16 protein-coding genes are annotated in these 17,553 nt (G+C 73.2%); 12 read left to right on the forward strand and 4 right to left on the reverse strand.

Annotated features, from left to right (window positions below):
• Positions 1-5: 5 nt before the first annotated feature.
• Positions 6-2,330, reverse strand: a complete 2,325-nt coding sequence (locus CP982_RS05085) for a collagenase (protein ID WP_150509375.1) — start codon at positions 2,328-2,330, stop codon at positions 6-8.
• 304 nt (positions 2,331-2,634) lie between these two features.
• On the opposite strand from CP982_RS05085, the gene CP982_RS05090 reads away from it, so the two are divergent.
• From CP982_RS05090 to CP982_RS05130, 9 genes are all read left to right on the forward strand, one after another.
• Positions 2,635-3,990 (forward strand): aminopeptidase P family protein, encoded by a 1,356-nt coding sequence (locus tag CP982_RS05090; RefSeq protein WP_229878884.1) that lies wholly within the window; start codon positions 2,635-2,637, stop codon positions 3,988-3,990.
• A gap of 107 nt (positions 3,991-4,097) precedes the next feature.
• Positions 4,098-5,282 carry an NAD(P)/FAD-dependent oxidoreductase gene (locus tag CP982_RS05095; RefSeq protein ID WP_150509376.1) on the forward strand — a complete coding sequence of 395 codons (1,185 nt, stop codon included), beginning with the start codon at positions 4,098-4,100 and terminating at the stop codon, positions 5,280-5,282.
• Positions 5,272-5,592 carry a (2Fe-2S)-binding protein gene (locus tag CP982_RS05100; protein WP_150509377.1) on the forward strand — a complete coding sequence of 107 codons (321 nt, stop codon included), beginning with the start codon at positions 5,272-5,274 and terminating at the stop codon, positions 5,590-5,592. The genes CP982_RS05095 and CP982_RS05100 overlap by 11 nt, the downstream gene beginning before the upstream one ends.
• Entirely contained in the window at positions 5,573-7,093 is a 1,521-nt protein-coding gene (locus CP982_RS05105) for an FAD/NAD(P)-dependent oxidoreductase (RefSeq protein ID WP_150509378.1), read from the forward strand. Before CP982_RS05100 ends, CP982_RS05105 begins: the two co-directional genes overlap by 20 nt.
• 103 nt (positions 7,094-7,196) lie before the next feature.
• The gene (locus CP982_RS05110; RefSeq protein WP_150509379.1) at positions 7,197-8,120 is read left to right on the forward strand and encodes a dihydrodipicolinate synthase family protein; all 924 of its coding nucleotides are present in this window, start codon (positions 7,197-7,199) and stop codon (positions 8,118-8,120) included.
• An 18-nt stretch (positions 8,121-8,138) separates the two neighbouring features.
• Positions 8,139-9,143 (forward strand): proline racemase family protein, encoded by a 1,005-nt coding sequence (locus CP982_RS05115; protein ID WP_150509380.1) that lies wholly within the window; start codon positions 8,139-8,141, stop codon positions 9,141-9,143.
• Positions 9,140-10,522 carry an aldehyde dehydrogenase family protein gene (locus CP982_RS05120; RefSeq protein WP_150509381.1) on the forward strand — a complete coding sequence of 461 codons (1,383 nt, stop codon included), beginning with the start codon at positions 9,140-9,142 and terminating at the stop codon, positions 10,520-10,522. The genes CP982_RS05115 and CP982_RS05120 overlap by 4 nt, the downstream gene beginning before the upstream one ends.
• Before the next feature lie 124 nt (positions 10,523-10,646).
• Positions 10,647-11,369 carry a GntR family transcriptional regulator gene (locus CP982_RS05125; RefSeq protein WP_150509382.1) on the forward strand — a complete coding sequence of 241 codons (723 nt, stop codon included), beginning with the start codon at positions 10,647-10,649 and terminating at the stop codon, positions 11,367-11,369.
• Positions 11,370-11,395: 26 nt separating this feature from the next.
• Entirely contained in the window at positions 11,396-12,448 is a 1,053-nt protein-coding gene (locus CP982_RS05130; RefSeq protein WP_150509383.1) for a terpene synthase family protein, read from the forward strand.
• A gap of 12 nt (positions 12,449-12,460) precedes the next feature.
• On the opposite strand, the gene CP982_RS05135 is transcribed toward CP982_RS05130, so the two are convergent.
• Positions 12,461-13,537, reverse strand: coding sequence for an endonuclease/exonuclease/phosphatase family protein (locus CP982_RS05135; protein ID WP_150509384.1), 1,077 nt, complete (start codon positions 13,535-13,537; stop codon positions 12,461-12,463).
• Between the two features lie 23 nt (positions 13,538-13,560).
• Entirely contained in the window at positions 13,561-14,199 is a 639-nt protein-coding gene (locus tag CP982_RS05140) for a M15 family metallopeptidase (protein ID WP_150509385.1), read from the reverse strand.
• Between the two features lie 87 nt (positions 14,200-14,286).
• Between CP982_RS05140 and CP982_RS05145 the strand changes: the two genes are divergently transcribed.
• Together CP982_RS05145 and CP982_RS05150 are read left to right on the forward strand one after the other, a co-directional pair.
• Positions 14,287-14,982: a response regulator transcription factor gene (locus CP982_RS05145; protein ID WP_150509386.1), complete on the forward strand. Its 696-nt coding sequence runs from the start codon at positions 14,287-14,289 to the stop codon at positions 14,980-14,982.
• A complete protein-coding gene (locus tag CP982_RS05150) occupies positions 14,975-16,087 on the forward strand; it encodes a sensor histidine kinase (protein WP_189719302.1) in 1,113 nt (370 codons plus the stop codon). The genes CP982_RS05145 and CP982_RS05150 overlap by 8 nt, the downstream gene beginning before the upstream one ends.
• A gap of 282 nt (positions 16,088-16,369) precedes the next feature.
• Here CP982_RS05150 and CP982_RS05155 read toward each other — a convergent pair whose 3' ends face one another.
• Positions 16,370-16,651 (reverse strand): peptidylprolyl isomerase, encoded by a 282-nt coding sequence (locus tag CP982_RS05155; RefSeq protein WP_144001533.1) that lies wholly within the window; start codon positions 16,649-16,651, stop codon positions 16,370-16,372.
• 216 nt (positions 16,652-16,867) lie between these two features.
• On the opposite strand from CP982_RS05155, the gene CP982_RS05160 reads away from it, so the two are divergent.
• A complete protein-coding gene (locus CP982_RS05160; RefSeq protein ID WP_150509387.1) occupies positions 16,868-17,455 on the forward strand; it encodes a TetR/AcrR family transcriptional regulator in 588 nt (195 codons plus the stop codon).
• Positions 17,456-17,553 lie beyond the last annotated feature (98 nt).

Genomic DNA, 17,553 nt, shown 5'->3' on the forward strand with positions numbered 1-17,553 from the left:
GTGGGTCAGCCGCGCAGCGGGCCCTCGCAGCGGAAGTCCGCCGTACCGGCGCGCCCGTCGGTCCAGACGTCCACGGCGCCGAAGGAGCAGTTCATGTCGGTGAGGTTGTTCTCACCGCCCTTGGCCCGGTCGAGGATGAAGTAGTCGACCGTCTCGGACATGTCCTTGTAGACGAGGTCCTCGTCCTGGGAGTCGGTCAGACGGGCCGTGATCCGGCCCGTGCAGGCGAAGCGCGGGCGGTCCTGCGAGCCGCCGGGGGCGCACTCCGGGGTGTTGCCGGTCGTCGCCTTGATGGAGTCGCGTATCTGGGTCACCGAGGTGGCGCGCAACTCGCCCACCGGGACGTACGTGGTGTCGGGCACGAACAGGTCGTCGACCTTGGCGATCTGCTCGTCGAGGAAGGCGTCGTACTCGGACTGGATGTGCGTGTCCCTGCCCACCCGGTCGCGCCAGGCGTCGAAGCCCGCCGGGTCGTCCTTGCGCAGCAGGCGGTACATCTCCTGGAGCTCGCCGGGGTGCTCGGTCCACAGGTACTCGAAGAACGTGCCGGCGTAGTTGTAGAAGCGGAAGCCGTCGCCGTCGTAGGTGGCGTGCAGGAGCTGGTTGACGCTCATGCGCGGGCCGCCGTTCGCGGTGTCCGCGATGATGCCCTTGACCAGGGACTTGCGGACCTTGATGCCGTCGTCGCGGGTGGCGCCGTCGAAGAACTCCGCGGTGCCCTCGTCCATCGCCGTGGTCCGGTCGCCCTGGTACCACGGGCCCTCGCCGAAGGAACCGGGCACCGCCCAGCGGCCGTTGAGGTAGTGCGTGTACTCGTGCCGGAACAGCTCTTCGAGGGTGAGCGAGGAGTCCTGCGGGACGCGGCGCTGGTAGGTGTAGAAGGTGGCGCCCTTCTCGATGTACATGCCGCCGTTGTCGGTGCTCAGGCCGGTCAGGAGGGGCTGGAAGTTCTCGTACTCGGCGCGCGAGGAGTACAGAACCACGCGCAGGCTGGAGTTGGTGTCGCCCTTGAGCGGCTCCTGAGTGCCGACCACGCGGTGGAACTGCGCCTTGACCTGCTGGCTCGCGTAGTAGAGCTGGTCGACGGTGGGGCGGTCGAGCGCGTGGCGCACCACGATCCCGTCCGTCCCCTGCTTGCCGTAGCCGTACGTCCGCGGGAACAGCTTCTTCTCGATGTCCTCGCGGCACACCTGGTACGGCGCGCAGGCCTCGAACTCGACGAGCCAGGTGGCGACCTTCGCCCACGGCGCGCTGAGGTTGCCGAAGGTGCGGGCGGTGACGTCAAGGAGCCCGCCGAGGCCGGAGACGATCTCGGTGCGGAGCGCCTCGACCTGGCCCATGCGGCCGTACTCCAGGAGGGCGTCGCGCGCCACCCAGGCGTTGTCCGTGCCCTTCAGGTGGGCGTGGCCCGCGAAGGCCTTGAAGGCGGCGCGGTAGGAGGGGTCGGCGGCGACGGCGGCGTGGAACGCGGTGTCCTTGTTGCCGGGGTAGACGCCCAGGTAGTTCAGGGAGAGGGCGGCGAGCGCCGACCCGGCCCAGGAGCGGTCCTTGTAGGTGTCGGGGCGGTCGGCGTCCATGGTCTTCAGGACCCGCTTGACGAGCGGCAGTTGGTGCTGGCGCAGGCCAGGCGCGCTCGCCGCGTACAGGGCCTCGCGGAGCGTCTCGGCGTTCGTGCCGGTCGCGTCGAAGGTGCGCGCGGCCGAGCCGAAGGCGTCGACGGCCGCCCGCATGGCCGCGACGGTCGGCGGGTCGGTGACGTCGATCTCGTCGCGGGAGAAGTCGTGGTACGCCACCGCGTGCAGGTACGTGAACATCTCCAGGAGGTGGCTGCCGTTCTTGCCGTCGTGGCTCGCGGCGAGGGCGCTGATGCGCCGGGAGACGGCCTGGACGTGCGCATCGGACATCACCGGGGCCAGGCGCGGGTCCCAGGTCCAGATGAGCGAGCGCAGACAGCCGTCGGCGGTGACGGCGCGGTCGGCGAGGAAGTCGGCCAGGGCTTCCGGGGAGAGCCGGGTGAGGTCGGCGAGCGTGCACCCGGCGGCCGCGGTCCGCTGCTCGGGCTTCGGCGTGCGGGGGCCGGGGACGCGCCCGTCGGTGAGGCCGCCGGGGGCCGGGAGCCGCCGGGCCTCGGGCTTGGGCGCCTTGGCGAGGCGGTCGGCCCGGTCGTGCGGATCGGGCGCGGCGGGCCCCGGGCGCGCGGCGGCCTGCCGCGTCGCGTCGGCCGGCGCGGCCGGGGTGTCCGCCTGCCCGAGCGGGGCGGCGGTCACACAGAGGGTCACCGCTGTCGCGGCGGTGAGCAGGGATCTGCGCAGGGTTCTCGAAGGAAACACAGAGAGCTCCCAGGGTGGGGGTCATGGGAAAGCGGGTGGGGCAGCGGCAGCGAACGTTCAACTGCCCGTCGAATGAAGGCACTTGACGACAGAGGCCCATGCGGACCCCCGACGCCATGTGACGCGTAACGTAGTAATGTGAAATTGCACTGACAAGGGGTCAGGCGCTCCGTTATCCAGCTGTGTCCCACGCCGACCCCGGCCGGACCGCCCGCGCCGAGCGGGCGGCCCGGCCCGCGACCGAGGAGGATCACCCGTGTCCGAAGCCAGGACCAACACCCCCGACAAGACCGGCGCCGATGCCGTGCGGGCTCCCCGCACGGTCAGCCACGACCTGCCCGTCTCACCGGAGTTCGAGCGGTTCATGGCGGACGCCTGGGAGCCGAGCCCGCTGCCCGGCGACCTCCGCCTCACGGCCGCCGACGTCACCCCGGCCCGCCGGGCGCGCCTCTCCGCCCGCTTCCCCGGGGAGCGACTCGTCGTCCCCGCCGGGGAGTTGCGGGTGCGCTCCAACGACTGCGACCACCGCTTCAGGCCGCACAGCGCGTACGCGTGGCTCACCGGTCTGACCGGCGAGGAGCAGGCCGGACACGTCCTGGTCCTGGAGCCGGACGGGCCGCACCGGCACGAGGCGGTCCTGTACGTGCGGCCCCGCTCGCCGCGCGCCGACGGCGGCTTCTACCGGGACCGGCGCTACGGCGAGTTCTGGGTCGGCCGCCGCCCCGATCTCGCGGAGGCCGAGCGCATGACCGGCATCCGCTGCGCCCGCCTGGACGGCCTCGGCGCGCTCCCGCCGGGGCGCGACGCGTCCACGGACGGCGAACTCGCCGCCGCCCTGAGCGAGCTGAGACTCGTCAAGGACGCCTGGGAGGTGGCCCAGCTGCAACAGGCCGTCGACCACACGGCGGCCGGGTTCGAGGACGTGGTCCGCGCCCTGCCGCGCGCCCTGCGCCATCCGCGCGGCGAGCGCTGGATCGAGGGCGTCTTCGGCCTGCGGGCCCGCGCGGAGGGCAACGGCACCGGCTACGAGACCATCGCCGCCTCCGGCGCCCACGCCTGCGTCCTGCACTGGATACGCAACGACGGCCCCCTGGACGCCCGGGAGTTGCTCCTCCTGGACGCGGGCGTGGAGACCGACACCCTCTACACCGCCGACATCACCCGCACCCTGCCCCTGTCCGGGCGCTACTCCCCCGTCCAGCGCCAGGTGTACGAACTCGTGCTCGCCGCCCAGGACGCGGGCATCGCCGCGCTGCGCCCGGGCGCGCGCTTCCGCGAATTCCACCGGGCCGCGATGCGAGTGATCGCGGAGGGACTCGCCGAGTGGGGCGTCCTCAAGAGCCCCGAGGGCGACTTCCACCGCCGCTACACCCTGTGCAGCAGCGGCCACATGCTCGGCCTCGACGTGCACGACTGCGCGCAGGCGCGGGTGGACGCCTATCTGGACGGGGTCCTGGAGGAGGGCCAGGTCCTGACCGTCGAACCCGGCCTCTACCTCCAGCCGGACGACGAGACCCTGCCGCCCGAACTCCGCGGCATCGGCGTCCGCGTCGAGGACGACCTGGTCATCACGGCGGAGGGGGCCCGGCTCATGTCCGGGGCCCTGCCGCGCACACCGGACGGGGTGGAGGAGTGGATGGGGAACCTCATGGAGGGCTGAGCCGCCAACGGCCCCGCCCGGGCGACCAAAGGCGGGGCGATGGGCCCGAGTTGGGGCCGTGCGCGGGATCCCTTGGCAAGGCTGGTGCAATGTGAAATATTACTGACGTGCCCACGAGGAACTCCACGGACGTCGTCGTCATCGGAGCCGGAGTGGTCGGCGCCGCCTGCGCCTACTACGCGGCCCGCTCCGGACGCGACGTCACAGTGATCGACCGCGGCCCCGTCGCGGGCGGGACCACGGGTGCGGGCGAGGGGAACCTGCTGGTCTCGGACAAGGAGCCAGGACCCGAGCTCGAACTGGCCCTGCTGTCCACGCGGTTGTGGCGCGAGCTGGCCGACGCCCTGCCGCCGCGCATCGAGTACGAGACCAAGGGCGGCCTCGTCGTCGCCTCCGACGCCCACGGCATGACCGCGCTGCGGGAGTTCGCCGCGCGCCAGGCACGGTCCGGCGTCACCGCCGAGGAGGTGCCGCCCGACCGGCTGCGCGACCTGGAGCCGCATCTGGCGCCCGGCCTCGCGGGCGGCTTCCACTATCCGCAGGACGCCCAGGTGCAGCCCGCCCTCGCCGCCGCCCACCTGCTGCGCGCGGGCGGCGGGCGGGTGCGGCTGCGGCTCGGCGAGGAGGTCACCGGCTTCCTCACCGCCCCCGGCGGGCGGGTGCGCGGAGTGCGCACGCGCTCGGGCGACCTCCACGCGCCGCACGTCGTGAACGCGGCCGGGACCTGGGGCGGCGAGGTCGCCCGGCTCGCGGGCGCGTACCTTCCGGTGCTGCCCCGGCGCGGTTTCGTCCTGGTCACCGAGCCGCTGCCCCGCGTGGTCCGGCGCAAGGTGTACGCGGCGGACTACGTGGCCGACGTCGCCAGCGACTCGGCCGCGCTCCAGACCTCCGCCGTCGTGGAGGGCACCCCGGCCGGGCCCGTCCTGATCGGCGCGAGCCGGGAGCGGGTGGGCTTCGACCGCACCCTGTCGGTGGCGGCCCTTCGGCGCCTGGCCGCCCAGGCGGTACGGCTCTTCCCGGTGCTCGCCACGGTGCGGGCCCTGCGGACGTACGCCGGGTTCCGGCCCTATCTCCCCGACCACCTGCCCGCCATCGGGCCCGATCCGCGCGCCCCGGGCCTGCTGCACGCCTGCGGGCACGAGGGCGCCGGGATCGGCCTCGCCCCGGCGACGGGACTGCTCGTCGCCACGATGCTCGACAGCGGCGAACTCCCCCTGGACGTCAAGCCGTTCGGACCCGAGCGGTTCGACGAGAGCACCGCATCCGGAAAGGAGCCGGGGCATGACGCGTGACCGCACCCCCGCCGACCTCGTCGGCGCCGCCCCCGACGCCGCGTTCGAGATCACCTTCGACGGCCGTCCCGTCCGGGCGCTGCCCGGCCAGTCCGTGGCCGCCGCGCTCTGGGCGGCGGGCGTCCTGGCCTGGCGCACCACCCGGGTCGGCGGGCGGCCGCGCGGCGCGTTCTGCGGCATCGGCCAGTGCCACGACTGCCTGGCCACCATCAACTCCCGCCCGAACAGGCGGGCTTGTCTGGTCCCGGCCCGGCCCGGCGACGCCGTCACCACGCAGGAAGGACACGGGCATGCGGGACTCGGCGTCTGAGACGGCCCGGCCGCACCGGGCCCACGAGGCACCGTACGACCTCGCCGTGATCGGCGCGGGCCCCGCCGGCCTCGCGGGCGCCGTCGCCGCCGCCGACCTCGGCCTGTCCGTGGCCCTCCTGGACTCCGCGCCGCAGCCCGGCGGACAGTACTACCGCCACCCCGAACCGGCCCTGGGCGCCACGCGCCCCGAAGCGCTGCACCACGACTGGTCCGCCTTCGCCGATCTGCGCCGCCGCCTCGACGCCGGTTCCGTGGTGCATCTGACGCGCCACCACGTGTGGACCGTCGTACGCGACGACGACGGCGAGGACCTGTGGGCGGTGCACGCCGTCACCGAGGCGGACGAGGGCGAGGAGCGGCCCGTGCGCGTCCGGGCCCGTACGGTGCTGCTCGCGACGGGTACGTACGAACGCCATCTCCCCTTCCCCGGCTGGACCCTGCCGGGCGTCGTGGCCGCCGGAGGGGCCCAGGCGATGCTGAAGTCCGGGCTCGTGCTTCCGGGCAGCCGGGTCGTGGTGGCGGGCAGCGGGCCGCTGCTGCTCGCCGTGGCCGCGTCGCTCGCCGCAGCCGGGGCACGGGTGCCCGCCGTGGTGGAGGCGTCGGGCTACCTCGCGTACGCCCGCAGTCCGCGCGCGCTCCTGGCCAACCCGCACAAGCTCCTGGAGGGCGCGGCCCATGGCGCGGCGCTGCTGCGGCACCGGGTGCGGCCCCTCGTCCGCAGCGCGGTGACCCGCGTACACGGCACCGACCGCGTGGAGGCGGTCACCGTCTCGCGCCTCGACCGGGACTGGCGGCCCCTGCCGGGGACCGGCCGCCGCATCGCCTGTGACGCGCTCGCGGTCGGCCACGGCCTGGTGCCCCAGCTCGAACTGGCCACCGGGCTCGGCTGCGCGACCCGGCGCACCCCGGACGGGACGCACACGCTCGTGCTCAACGCCCTGCAAGGGACCTCGGTGCCCGGCGTCCACGCGGCGGGCGAGGCCGGCGGCGTCGGCGGCGCCCAACTCGCGTACACCGAGGGCGAGATGGCGGGCATCGCGATCGCCGCACGGCTCCTGGGGAGGCCCGCCCTTCTCGGTGGCCCGCGCGTGCGCGACCTGCGGCGTCGCCGTCGCCGCCTTCGCGCCTTCGCCGACGTCATGGCGTACGCCCACGCCCCGGGCGAGGGCTGGACGCGTTGGCTCGACGACGCGACGGACGTCTGCCGCTGCGAGGAGGTCACCGCGGGCAGCGTCCGCGAGGCCGTCGGCGACTACGGCGCCCGGGACGCCCGCACCGTCAAGCTGCTCACGCGCGCGGGCATGGGCTGGTGCCAGGGCCGCGTCTGCGGCACGGCCGTGGCCTGCCTCGCGGCGGGCACGGGGCAGCCGCCGTCCCCCGAGCGCAGACCCTTGTCGGTGCCGGTGCCGCTGGGGGTGCTCGCGGCGGTGGACGCGGAGCCCTGTACCGGCGGCGGAAGGACGCAACACCCCGGGGCCGAGGACGGTCACGCCGACTGACGGGCGCCCCCCGTTCCTCTGCCCTCCCACGCCCCCTCTCCAAGCCTCTTGTCGGCCCCGCCCCCCTCAATAAAATGTCACACATCACAGAAGGGCTCCCTTCATGACCACGACCCACTCCCCCGCCTCCTCCTGGACCCCCGAGCGGCCGTGGCGCGGCATCATGGTCGCCACCGCGCTGCCGCTCCGCGACGACCTGTCCGTCGACCACGACGCGTACGCCGAGCACGTCCGCTGGCTGCTCGACAACGGCTGCGACGGCGTCGTGCCGAACGGCTCGCTCGGCGAGTACCAGACCCTCACCGACGACGAGCGCGCCCGCGTCGTCCGCACCGCCGTCCAGGCCGCGGGCGACGGGGCCCGCGTCATGCCCGGCGTCGCCGCGTACGGCAGCGCCGAGGCCCGCCGCTGGGCCGAGCAGGCGGGCGAACAGGGCTGCGGCAGCGTCCTGTTGCTGCCGCCCAACGCCTACCGCGCAGACGAGCGCGCGGTGCGCGCCCACTACGCCGACGTGGCCGGGGCGGGGCTGCCCGTCGTGGCCTACAACAACCCCCTCGACACCAAGGTCGACCTGACCCCGGCCCTGCTCGCCCAGCTGCACAGCGCGGGCCACGTCGTGGCCGTCAAGGAGTTCAGCGGCGATGTGCGCCGGGCGTACGAGATCGCCGAACTCGCCCCGGACCTCGACCTGTTGATCGGCGCCGACGACGTCCTCCTCGAACTCGCCGTGGCCGGTGCCGTCGGGTGGGTCGCGGGCTACCCCAACGCCTTCCCCGCCTCCTGCGCCGCGCTGTACCGGGCCGCGACCGCCGGCGACGTGGAGGCGGCCCTTCCGCTGTACCGGTCCCTGCACCCGCTGCTGCGCTGGGACTCCAAGACCGAGTTCGTCCAGGCCATCAAGGCGTCCATGGACATCGTCGGGCGGCGCGGCGGCCCCACCCGGCCGCCGCGCACCCCGCTGTCCGACGCGGCGGGGGCCCAGGTGCGCGCCGCCACGGAGAAGGCCGTCGCCGACGGCCACCACTGACCCCGGGGAGCTTCTTCCATGCGTACGCGTCACGTCTTCCACGCCGTGGACTCGCACACCGAGGGCATGCCCACACGTGTGATCACCGGGGGCGTCGGGGTGATCCCCGGCGCCACCATGGCCGAGCGCAGGCTCCACTTCATCGAGCACCTGGACCATCTGCGTACCCTCCTGATGTACGAGCCGCGCGGCCACGCCGCGATGAGCGGCGCGATCCTCCAGCCGCCCACCCGCCCCGACGCCGACTACGGCGTGCTGTACATCGAGGTGTCCGGGCTCCTTCCCATGTGCGGCCACGGCACCATCGGCGTGGCCACCGTCCTCGTCGAGACCGGCATGGTCCCGGTCACCGAGCCCGTCACCACGGTGCGGCTCGACACCCCGGCGGGCCTGGTCAGCGTCGACGTAGCGGTCGAGGGCGGCGCGGCGAGGTCGGTCACGCTCACCAACGTGCCCGCGTTCTGCGTCGGCCTCGACCGCAAGGTGGAGGTGCCGGGGTACGGGTCCGTGACGTACGACCTCGCGTTCGGCGGGAACTTCTACGCGTTCGTCGAACTCGACGCCCTGGGCCTGCCGTTCGACCGGACCCGCAAGAACGACCTGCTCGCGGCGGGCCTCGCGGTCATGACCGCGATCAACGCGTCCGACGAGCGGCCCGTCCATCCGGTCCAGCCGGAGATCGCGGGTGTGAAGCACGTCTACCTCGCCGCTCCCGGCTCCGACGCACGCCGCTCGCGGCACGCGATGGCCATCCACCCGGGCTGGTTCGACCGCTCCCCCTGCGGCACCGGGACGTCCGCGCGGATGGCGCAGCTGCACGCGCGCGGCGCCCTGCCGCTGGAGAGCGACTTCGTCAACGAGTCCTTCATCGGTACGGAGTTCACCGGCAGGCTCGTCGCCGAGACCGAGGTCGGCGGGGTTCCCGCCGTCGTGCCGCGCATCACGGGACGTGCCTGGATCACCGGCACCGCCCAGTACTTCCTCGACCCCGACGACCCGTTCCCCGGAGGGTTCCTGCTGTGATCACCGCCCTGGACCCGGTTGTCTCGCGCAATCCGGCCGATCCCTCCGACGTGGTGGTGCGCGCCGCGGCGCCCGGCGCGTTCGCCGCCGTCGACGCCGTCGAGCGGGCCCGTACCGCGCAGCCCGGCTGGCGCCTGGGCGGCGCGGCGGCCCGCTCGGGCGCGCTCGGCGCCATCGCCGCCGCCGTCGAGGCGGCCGCGGACGAGCTCGCCGCGCTCGCCGTCCGCGAAGTGGGCAAGCCGCTGACGGAGGCCCGCGCGGAGGTGGCGCGCACCGCCGCGATCTGGCGCTACTACGCCGAGGCCCCGTACGCGGCCGAGGGCTCCGTGCACGAACCGGCCACCGGCGCCGGGCTGCTGCTCACGCGCCGCCGCCCGCACGGCGTCGCCGGTCTCGTCACGCCCTGGAACTTCCCCTTCGCCATCCCCAGCTGGAAGGCGGCCCCGGCCCTCGCGACCGGCAACGCCGTCGTCCTCAAGCCCGCGCCGGAAGCCACCGCCTGCGCCCTGCGCCTCGCCGAGATCGTCCAACAGGCCGTTCCCGACGGCGTGTTCACGGTCCTGCCCGGCGGCGCGAGCGAGGGCAACGCGGTCGTCTCGGCGGCCGACGCCGTCTCCTTCACGGGCTCCACCGTCGTCGGGCAGGCCGTCGTGGCCCGCGCCGCCGCGCGCGGCATCCCCGTCCAGGCGGAGATGGGCGGCCTGAACGCGGCGATCGTCCTGCCGGACGCGGACATCGCCACCGCCGCCGCGCACCTCGCCGCCGCCATCGCCGGGTACGCGGGCCAGAAGTGCACCGCGACCAGCCGCGTCATCGCGGTCGGCGCGGCCGTCGGCCCGCTGCGCGAGGCCCTCGCCGAGCGGCTGCGGTCCGTGACGGTCGGCGATCCCGCGGACCCGGCCACCGCCTGCGGCCCGCTCATCGACGAACGGGCCCGCGACCAGGTGACCGGGAGCAGCCGGGGGCTTCCCGAACTCGTGCGGGCCCGCGCCCCGCACGGCGACGGCTGGTACGCGGCCCCCGCCCTCGTCACGGACGTGCCGCCCGGCCACCGGCTGCTGCGCGAGGAGGTCTTCGGGCCGCTGGCCGTGCTGCTCGCCGCCGACGACCTGGGGCACGCGGTCCGCATCGCCAACTCCACGCCCTACGGCCTGGTCACGTCCGTCCACACCGCGTCGCTCGACACCGCCCTGCACGGCCTGGACCAGCTCGACTCCGGCATGATCCGCGTCAACGCCCCGTCCACCGGCGTCGACTTCCACCTGCCGTTCGGCGGCACCAAGGCCTCCAGCCACGGCCCGCGCGAACAGGGGCACGCGGCACTCGAGTTCTATACGTCGAGCCGCACGTACACCTTGACTCCCGCACTGTCCCCGTGAAAACAACGTGACATTGTACGCTGGTGATCCACTCGACCGACGGCGCGTGGGCGTGGTGCGAGCGAGCACCGTGAAGCCGCACGCGGGTCGTCGCGAGCGACGGTCACGAAGGGACACCACGACCATGGGCCACCTCAAGCAGCGCAACCTCATCACCACCAGGGAGCGCCTGCGCGACCAGGTGGCCCACGCCCTGCGCGCGGCACTGATCTCCGGTGAACTCCGCCCCGGCGAGGTGTACTCGGCGCCGGGCCTCGCGGAGGACTTCGGCATCTCCGCGACGCCCGTGCGCGAGGCGATGCTCGACCTGGCCCGCGAGGGCCTGGTCGAGCCGGTCCGCAACAAGGGCTTCCGGGTCACCGAGGTCAACGAACGCGACCTGGACCAGTACACGGAGATCCGCACCCTCATCGAGGTCCCCATGATCGGCCGGATCACCCGCTCCGCCGCCCGCGCGGACCTGGAGGCCCTGCGCCCGGTCGCGCAGGAGATCGTCCGCGCCGCCCGCGAACACGACCTCATCGGCTATCTGGAGGCCGACCGCCGATTCCACCTCTCCCTGCTCGCCCTCGGCGGCAACGACCGCCTCGTCGAAACCGTCGGCGACCTCCGCAAGCGCTCGCGGCTCTACGGCCTCACCGCCCTCGACGAGAGCGACCAGCTCCTCCCCTCGGCCGAGGAGCACATCGAACTCCTCGACCTGATGGTCGCGGGCGACGCCGAGGCCGCAGAGAAGTGCATGACCCGCCACCTCAGCCACGTCCGCTCCCTGTGGGCCGAAGGGGCCCCCGACGAGCGGCGCAAGCCCACCCGCACCGGCCTCACCGTCCGCCTGGGCTCCGCCTGAGCTCCCTGCGAAAGGCCAGGAACCCCATGGGCCGCGTGTTCTCCCGCGAAGAGGTCCCGCAAGGAGTGCTCCTGCGCAGCCCGTACCCGATGAGGGTGTCCCCTCATTACGGCGAGATCCGGCGGGACTGGCACCAGTGGTTCCTGTCCACCGACCGCTTTCCCACCGCCGAGCGGCAACGGCAGGTCATGGCGGCCGACTATCCCCGCCTCGGGGCGGCCGCGTGGCCCGTCTGCGACCGGCGCCGCCTGTGGGACATCACCACCATCATCGCCCTCGACATCGAGGGCGACGACGACTTCGACGCCAACCGGCCCGGGTTCGGCGACGCCGACCGGCGCCGCGGGCTGCTCTCCGGCCTGGCCGCCGGCTTCGACTCCGGTTTCGCCGAGCGGGCCGCACAGGCCGAACCGCGCTGGGGGCCGCTGTTCGCCCACGTCTGGAAGAGCCTGTCGGCCTATGTGCCGCCCCCGTTGCTCCGCCGTCTGGCCGAGGACCACCTGCGCTATCTGGAAGGCTGCGCCCGCGTCGACGACCACCTGGCGGCCCACGGCGAATTCACCGACATCGACGACTACATGGCCATCCGCTACTACTCGCTCGGGCAGCGCATGGACCACCGGTACACCGAGATCAGCCTCGGCATCGATCTGAGCGACGTCATCGAGGAGCCCCCGCTGAAGGCCGTGGTCGACAGCGACATGCGGCGGACCACCCTCTCCCAGGACGTCCTGTCGCTGTACAAGGACCTGGGACCCGGCGGCGACCAGACCGAGAACGTCGTCACCCTCATCGCCCGTACCCGGCGGTGCGCTCTGCCCGCGGCACTCGCCACGGCCTCGGACATGTTCGCCGCCGAAGTACGGAACTTCGACCGGCTCACCGAGCGGCTCGCCCGCACCTCTCTCGGCCGGCGGCCGGACGTGACCGCCTTCGTCCACGGTCTCAACGACTTCTGCGCCGGCTATATGGACTGGACCACGGGCTCGGGCCGGTACACCTTGCGTGACACCTGCCCCTGGTGGGACACCCCGGACGCGACAGCCGATCCGGCGCAGGGCCGACTTCCACGGGGTTGAGACCCGCGGTGTTCACCAGTCGATTCCGGCCGCCACCGGCCGGTGGTCGCTGCCCGTGGCGGGCAGCACCCACGCGCTCACCGGTGTGACGCCGCGGACCAGGACGTGGTCGATGCGCGCCAGCGGGAACCTCGTCGGCCAGGTGAAGCCGAAGCCGTCCCCGGCCGCGTCCTGGGCCGAGCGCAGCCGCGAGGTGACGCCGTCGAGCGCACGGTCGTCCACGGTGCCGTTCAGGTCGCCGAGCAGGACCACCCGCTCGTTCCGCTCGGCGGCGACGGCCTCGCCGAGCGCCCGCGCGTTCCTGTCCCGGCCGCCCGTCGAGAAGCCGGTCTTCGGGAAGACGCGTACGGACCCGAGGTGGGCCACGTACACGGCGAGGGGCCCTCGGTCCGTGGCCACCGTGGTGCGCAGCGCCCGGCTCTCGGCCGTCCTTCTGTCGACCGGCTTGGTGTCCGCCAGCGGCCCGTAGTCCGTCTCGATGTCCACCGGCCGGGTGTCCGAAAGCGGCAGCTTGCTCCACAGTCCGACCGTGCCGAGGACCGCGTGGTGCGGGTAGCCCTTCGCCAGTTCCCTCTCGTACACGGGCTTCGCCTGTGGGGTGATCTCCTCGAGGGCCAGTACGTCCGTGCCGGAGGCGGCCAGGTCGCGGGCGGTGCCTGCCGGGTCGGGGTTGTCGGCGCCGACATTGTGGGTGGCCACGGTGAGGTCGCCGCCCGCATGGGACTTGTCGAGGAGCGTCCCGCCGAAGAGGCTCAGCCACACCACGACCGGCAGCACCAGCGCGGCCACCGCGGAGGCGGAGCGGCGCCACAGCGCCCCGGCGAGGAGCACGGGGACGAACAGGCCGAACCAGGGCAGGAAGGTCTCCACCAGGCTGCCGAGGCCCCCGCGGTCCGTGATCCGCGCGTGCAGCAGCATGAGCAGGCCGAGCAGCAGCGCCAGCGCCGCGAGGACGAGGCCGCGCTTCCAGGGCTCCGGGCGGAGCGCGCCGCGCAGGGTCCGGTGGATGCGCGCGCGTGCGGCGACCGAGCCGGTGTCGCTGCGGTCGGGGCTTCCCTGCCGGGTCTCCGCCGTGTTCGCCCGCGTCATCGTCTGTCCTTGTTCCTCGCCGGTCACTGCTGTGTCCTCGGGTCCTGGGTGGGGTCGGCGTACCTGCGCGGACAGCCGCGGTCGGTTGCTTCGGGGCGCAGTTCGTAGTGCCAGGGTTCGTTCTCGTAGATCTGGCACAGCCCGTACCCGGCGCCGTGCTTCACGAGCCATGCCGTCGCGGCGGAGCCCCCGATGTCGACCGCGTCGCCCGACACATGGGGGGAGGTCGCCGCCGTGGCCACCCATCGGGCGGCCTCGTCCTCGGAGCCGTACTGGGAGATCGCCTTGCGAAGGAGCTCGTTCTGGTACGCCGGGGAGCGCCAGCCGCTGTTGACGGAGAACCGGACTCCGGCGTCCCCGGCGGCCGTCGCGGCCCGCCGGAGGGCCTTGAGCAAGGGCGGATCGAGGTGGGCGACGGCCGGAACCGCGTCGTCGAAGACGGTCACGCCGTCGGGGACGACGCCGTCGGCCTCGCCGAGCGCGCCACGGTGCTCACCGCGCCCCGTGGGCGAGGACGTCGCACCTCGGTGGCCGAGGACCGCGGCGACCACCGCGGAGACGAGGATCAGGATGACGAGGATCAGGCCGAGGACACGGGGCCGCCACCTCCCGCGCCCCGGTGTCCGTGCTGACGGCGGTGCCGGTATCGATGTCCGATTCATGCCGTCAGTCAAGGAAGTGCGGCGTTGCCGACGCGTATGCGGATTTCGATACACCGGCGATAGGGGCGGGCTCGTACCGTGGGCTCCATGCGTGTGCTGATCGTCGAAGACGAGCCCTACCTGGCGGAAGCCATCCGCGACGGCCTGCGTCTGGAGGCGATCGCGGCCGACATCGCGGGCGACGGCGACACCGCGCTGGAGCTCCTGGGCGTCAACGCCTACGACATCGCCGTCCTGGACCGCGACATTCCCGGGCCGTCCGGTGACGAGGTCGCCAAGCGCATCGTCGCCTCCGGCAGCGGCATGCCGATCCTCATGCTGACCGCGGCCGACCGTCTCGACGACAAGGCGTCCGGGTTCGAGCTCGGCGCCGACGACTACCTCACGAAACCCTTCGAACTGCGCGAGCTCGCGCTCAGGCTCCGCGCACTCGACCGCAGACGTGCCCACAGCCGGCCGCCCGTGCGGGAGATCGCGGGGCTGCGCCTCGACCCGTTCCGCAGAGAGGTCTACCGGGACGGCCGCTTCGTCGCGCTGACCAGGAAGCAGTTCGCCGTGCTCGACGTCCTGGTCGCGGCCGAAGGCGGTGTCGTCAGCGCCGAGGAGCTCCTGGAGCGGGCGTGGGACGCGAACGCCGACCCGTTCACCAACGCCGTGCGCATCACCGTCTCGGCCTTGCGCAAGCGGCTCGGCGAACCCTGGATCATCGTCACCGTGCCGGGCGTCGGCTACCGCATCGACACCGCACCCGGCACCGGACGCGAGGAGCGAGACCGTGGATAGGCAGCCTGGTGTGAGCGTGCGCGTCAAGCTCACCCTCAGCTACGCGGGGTTCCTCATGGTGGCCGGCGCCCTGCTGATGGGGGCGGTGTGGGTGTTCCTCCTGCGGTACGTCCCCGACCGCGCGAAGCTCTACAACCCCGATGACAGGCCCAACGGCGGTCCTTTCCCCATCCGGTCCGCCCTGCTGGAGGCCTTCGTTCCGAAGGCGGCCGCCGTCCTGGCGTTCCTGCTGGTCTTCGGTCTCGTCGGCGGGTGGTTCCTCGCCGGCCGCATGCTCGCCCCCCTGACCCGTGTCACGGACGCCGCCCGCAGGGCCACGAGCGGATCGCTCGCGCACCGCGTCCGGCTGCCCGGCCGCAACGACGAGTTCCGCGAACTCGCCGACGCCTTCGACGCGATGCTCGTACGACTGGAAGCGCACGTCGCCGAGCAGCGGAGGTTCGCGGCCAACGCCTCTCACGAGCTGCGCACCCCCCTGGCGATCTCGAAGGCGCTCCTCGATGTGGCCCGCACCGATCCGGACCACGACACCGGCGAACTCATCGACCGCCTCCACACCGTGAACACCCGGGCGATCGACCTCACCGAGGCACTGCTCGTGATCAGCCGGGTCGAGCAGCGGTCCTTCACCCGGGAGCGCGTCGACCTGTCCCTCGTGGCGGAGGACGCCACCGAAACGCTGCTGCCCCTCGCGGAGAAGCACGGGGTCACCGTCGAGACCGAGGGGGACATCGCCCCCGCGGTCGGCTCACCCGTGCTCCTGCTGCAGTTGGCCACGAACCTCGTGCACAACGCGATCGTCCACAACCTGCCCGCAGGGGGCACCGTGTGGGTCCGCACCGCCGTCCGCCCCGGGACGGTCACCCTCACCGTCGAGAACACCGGTGAGCCGGTCGCCCCGGAGCTGGCCTCGACGCTCACCGAGCCGTTCCAGCGCGGCACCGAGCGCATCCACACGGACCACGCGGGGGTCGGCCTCGGCCTGGCGATCGTCCAGACCATCGCCCACGCACACGACGGGGCGCTCACCCTCACCCCGCGCCCTGCCGGTGGCCTCCGCGTCACCGTGGAACTGCCCGCGACGGCGGCGCAGGCCGACGGGTGAGGAGTCACCGGCTCCGTCGCCCGCGCGCCGCGCACCAGTCCAGCGCGTGCGGAAACGGCGAAGGCCCCCTCGACGAGGGGGCCTTCGCCTTGGAGCGCCCGGCAGGCCTTGCACCTACATTTCCCATCGGATGATGGGCGTCTTTCCTTGGACCACAGACGCGTGACTCCTGTGCCCTGCACCGGAGTTGCACCGAAATCATACACGGGCGGGAGACTGCCCCGGACCGCGGCCGACGACAGGACCGGGCCGCGCCGCGACGGCGCGACCCGGTCCACCGCGTCAGTCCTGGCGGCTGGTGACCTCGACGAGGTGCATGCCGAACTGGGTCTTCACCGGGCCCTGGACCTCGCCGACCGGAGCCGAGAAGACGACCTGGTCGAACTCGGGCACCATCTGGCCCGGGCCGAACGAGCCGAGGTTCCCGCCGTCGCGCGACGAGGGGCACGAGGAGTGCTTCTTCGCCAGCTCGGCGAAGTCCGCTCCGCCCTCGATCTGCTGCTTCAGCTGCAAGGCCTCGGTCTCGGTCTTGACCAAGATGTGCCGCGCGGTAGCCCTAGCCATGTGTTACATCCTCTCCAGTACACGTCAACGCCGCCAAGAGTACGTGCCCGGTACTTCAGCGGCACTTCGTGAGGGGCTCGGTCCGCCCGACCGTGGGACTGGGCGGTGACGGGTTCAGAAGGCCATGGCGCAGCAGCCATAGGACTAACCGTTAGCTTTTCATATCGGTTACTCATTTGCGGCCGCACTGCCTCCGCGGTTGGTAGCGTTCGGCCCATGACCGTCACGCCCGGCCGCCGCGAGCGCAAGAAGGCCGCCACCCGCCAGAAGATCGCCGACGCCGCCCTGCGGCTCTTCCTGGAACGCGGCTACGACGCGGTGGGCATCCGAGAGGTCGCCGCCGAAGCCGACGTGGCCGTCACCACCCTCTTCGCCCACTTCGCCTCCAAAGAGGCCCTGGTCTTCGAGCAGGACGACGACTTCGAACAGCGCCTCACGCAGGCGGCCGCCGGCCGGGCGCCGGACCAGCCCCTGATCCCCGCCCTGCACCGCGAGATCCAGACCCTGGTGCGGCACTGCACAGGGGAGGGCACCACTCCGATCTGGAGCATGATCAACGAGTCGCGCGCCTTGCGGGAGTACGAGGAGTCGATGCGGCTGCGCCACGCGGAGTCGCTGGCCACGACGCTCGCCGCCGACCCCGGCGTGGCGCAGAGCGCGACGGCCTGCAGGACGATCGCGAGGTTCGTGGTCGACGCCTACTCGCTGGCCCGCGAGGCAGCCGATCCGGACGCCGCCCTCGACGAGATCTTCCAGATGATCGAGGCCGCCTGGGAGGCCGCTTCCCCTTCCCGAAGTGCCTGAGGGGGCACCCCCGGAAGCGCCCACGGCGCGACGCCGTCCATACGGCCGACCCCGCGCCGACTCCCGTACGCCTTCGGGAAGTTGACGGGCGCACCCCA

Source organism: Streptomyces spectabilis, assembly GCF_008704795.1.
Taxonomy (GTDB): Bacteria; Actinomycetota; Actinomycetes; order Streptomycetales; family Streptomycetaceae; genus Streptomyces; species Streptomyces spectabilis.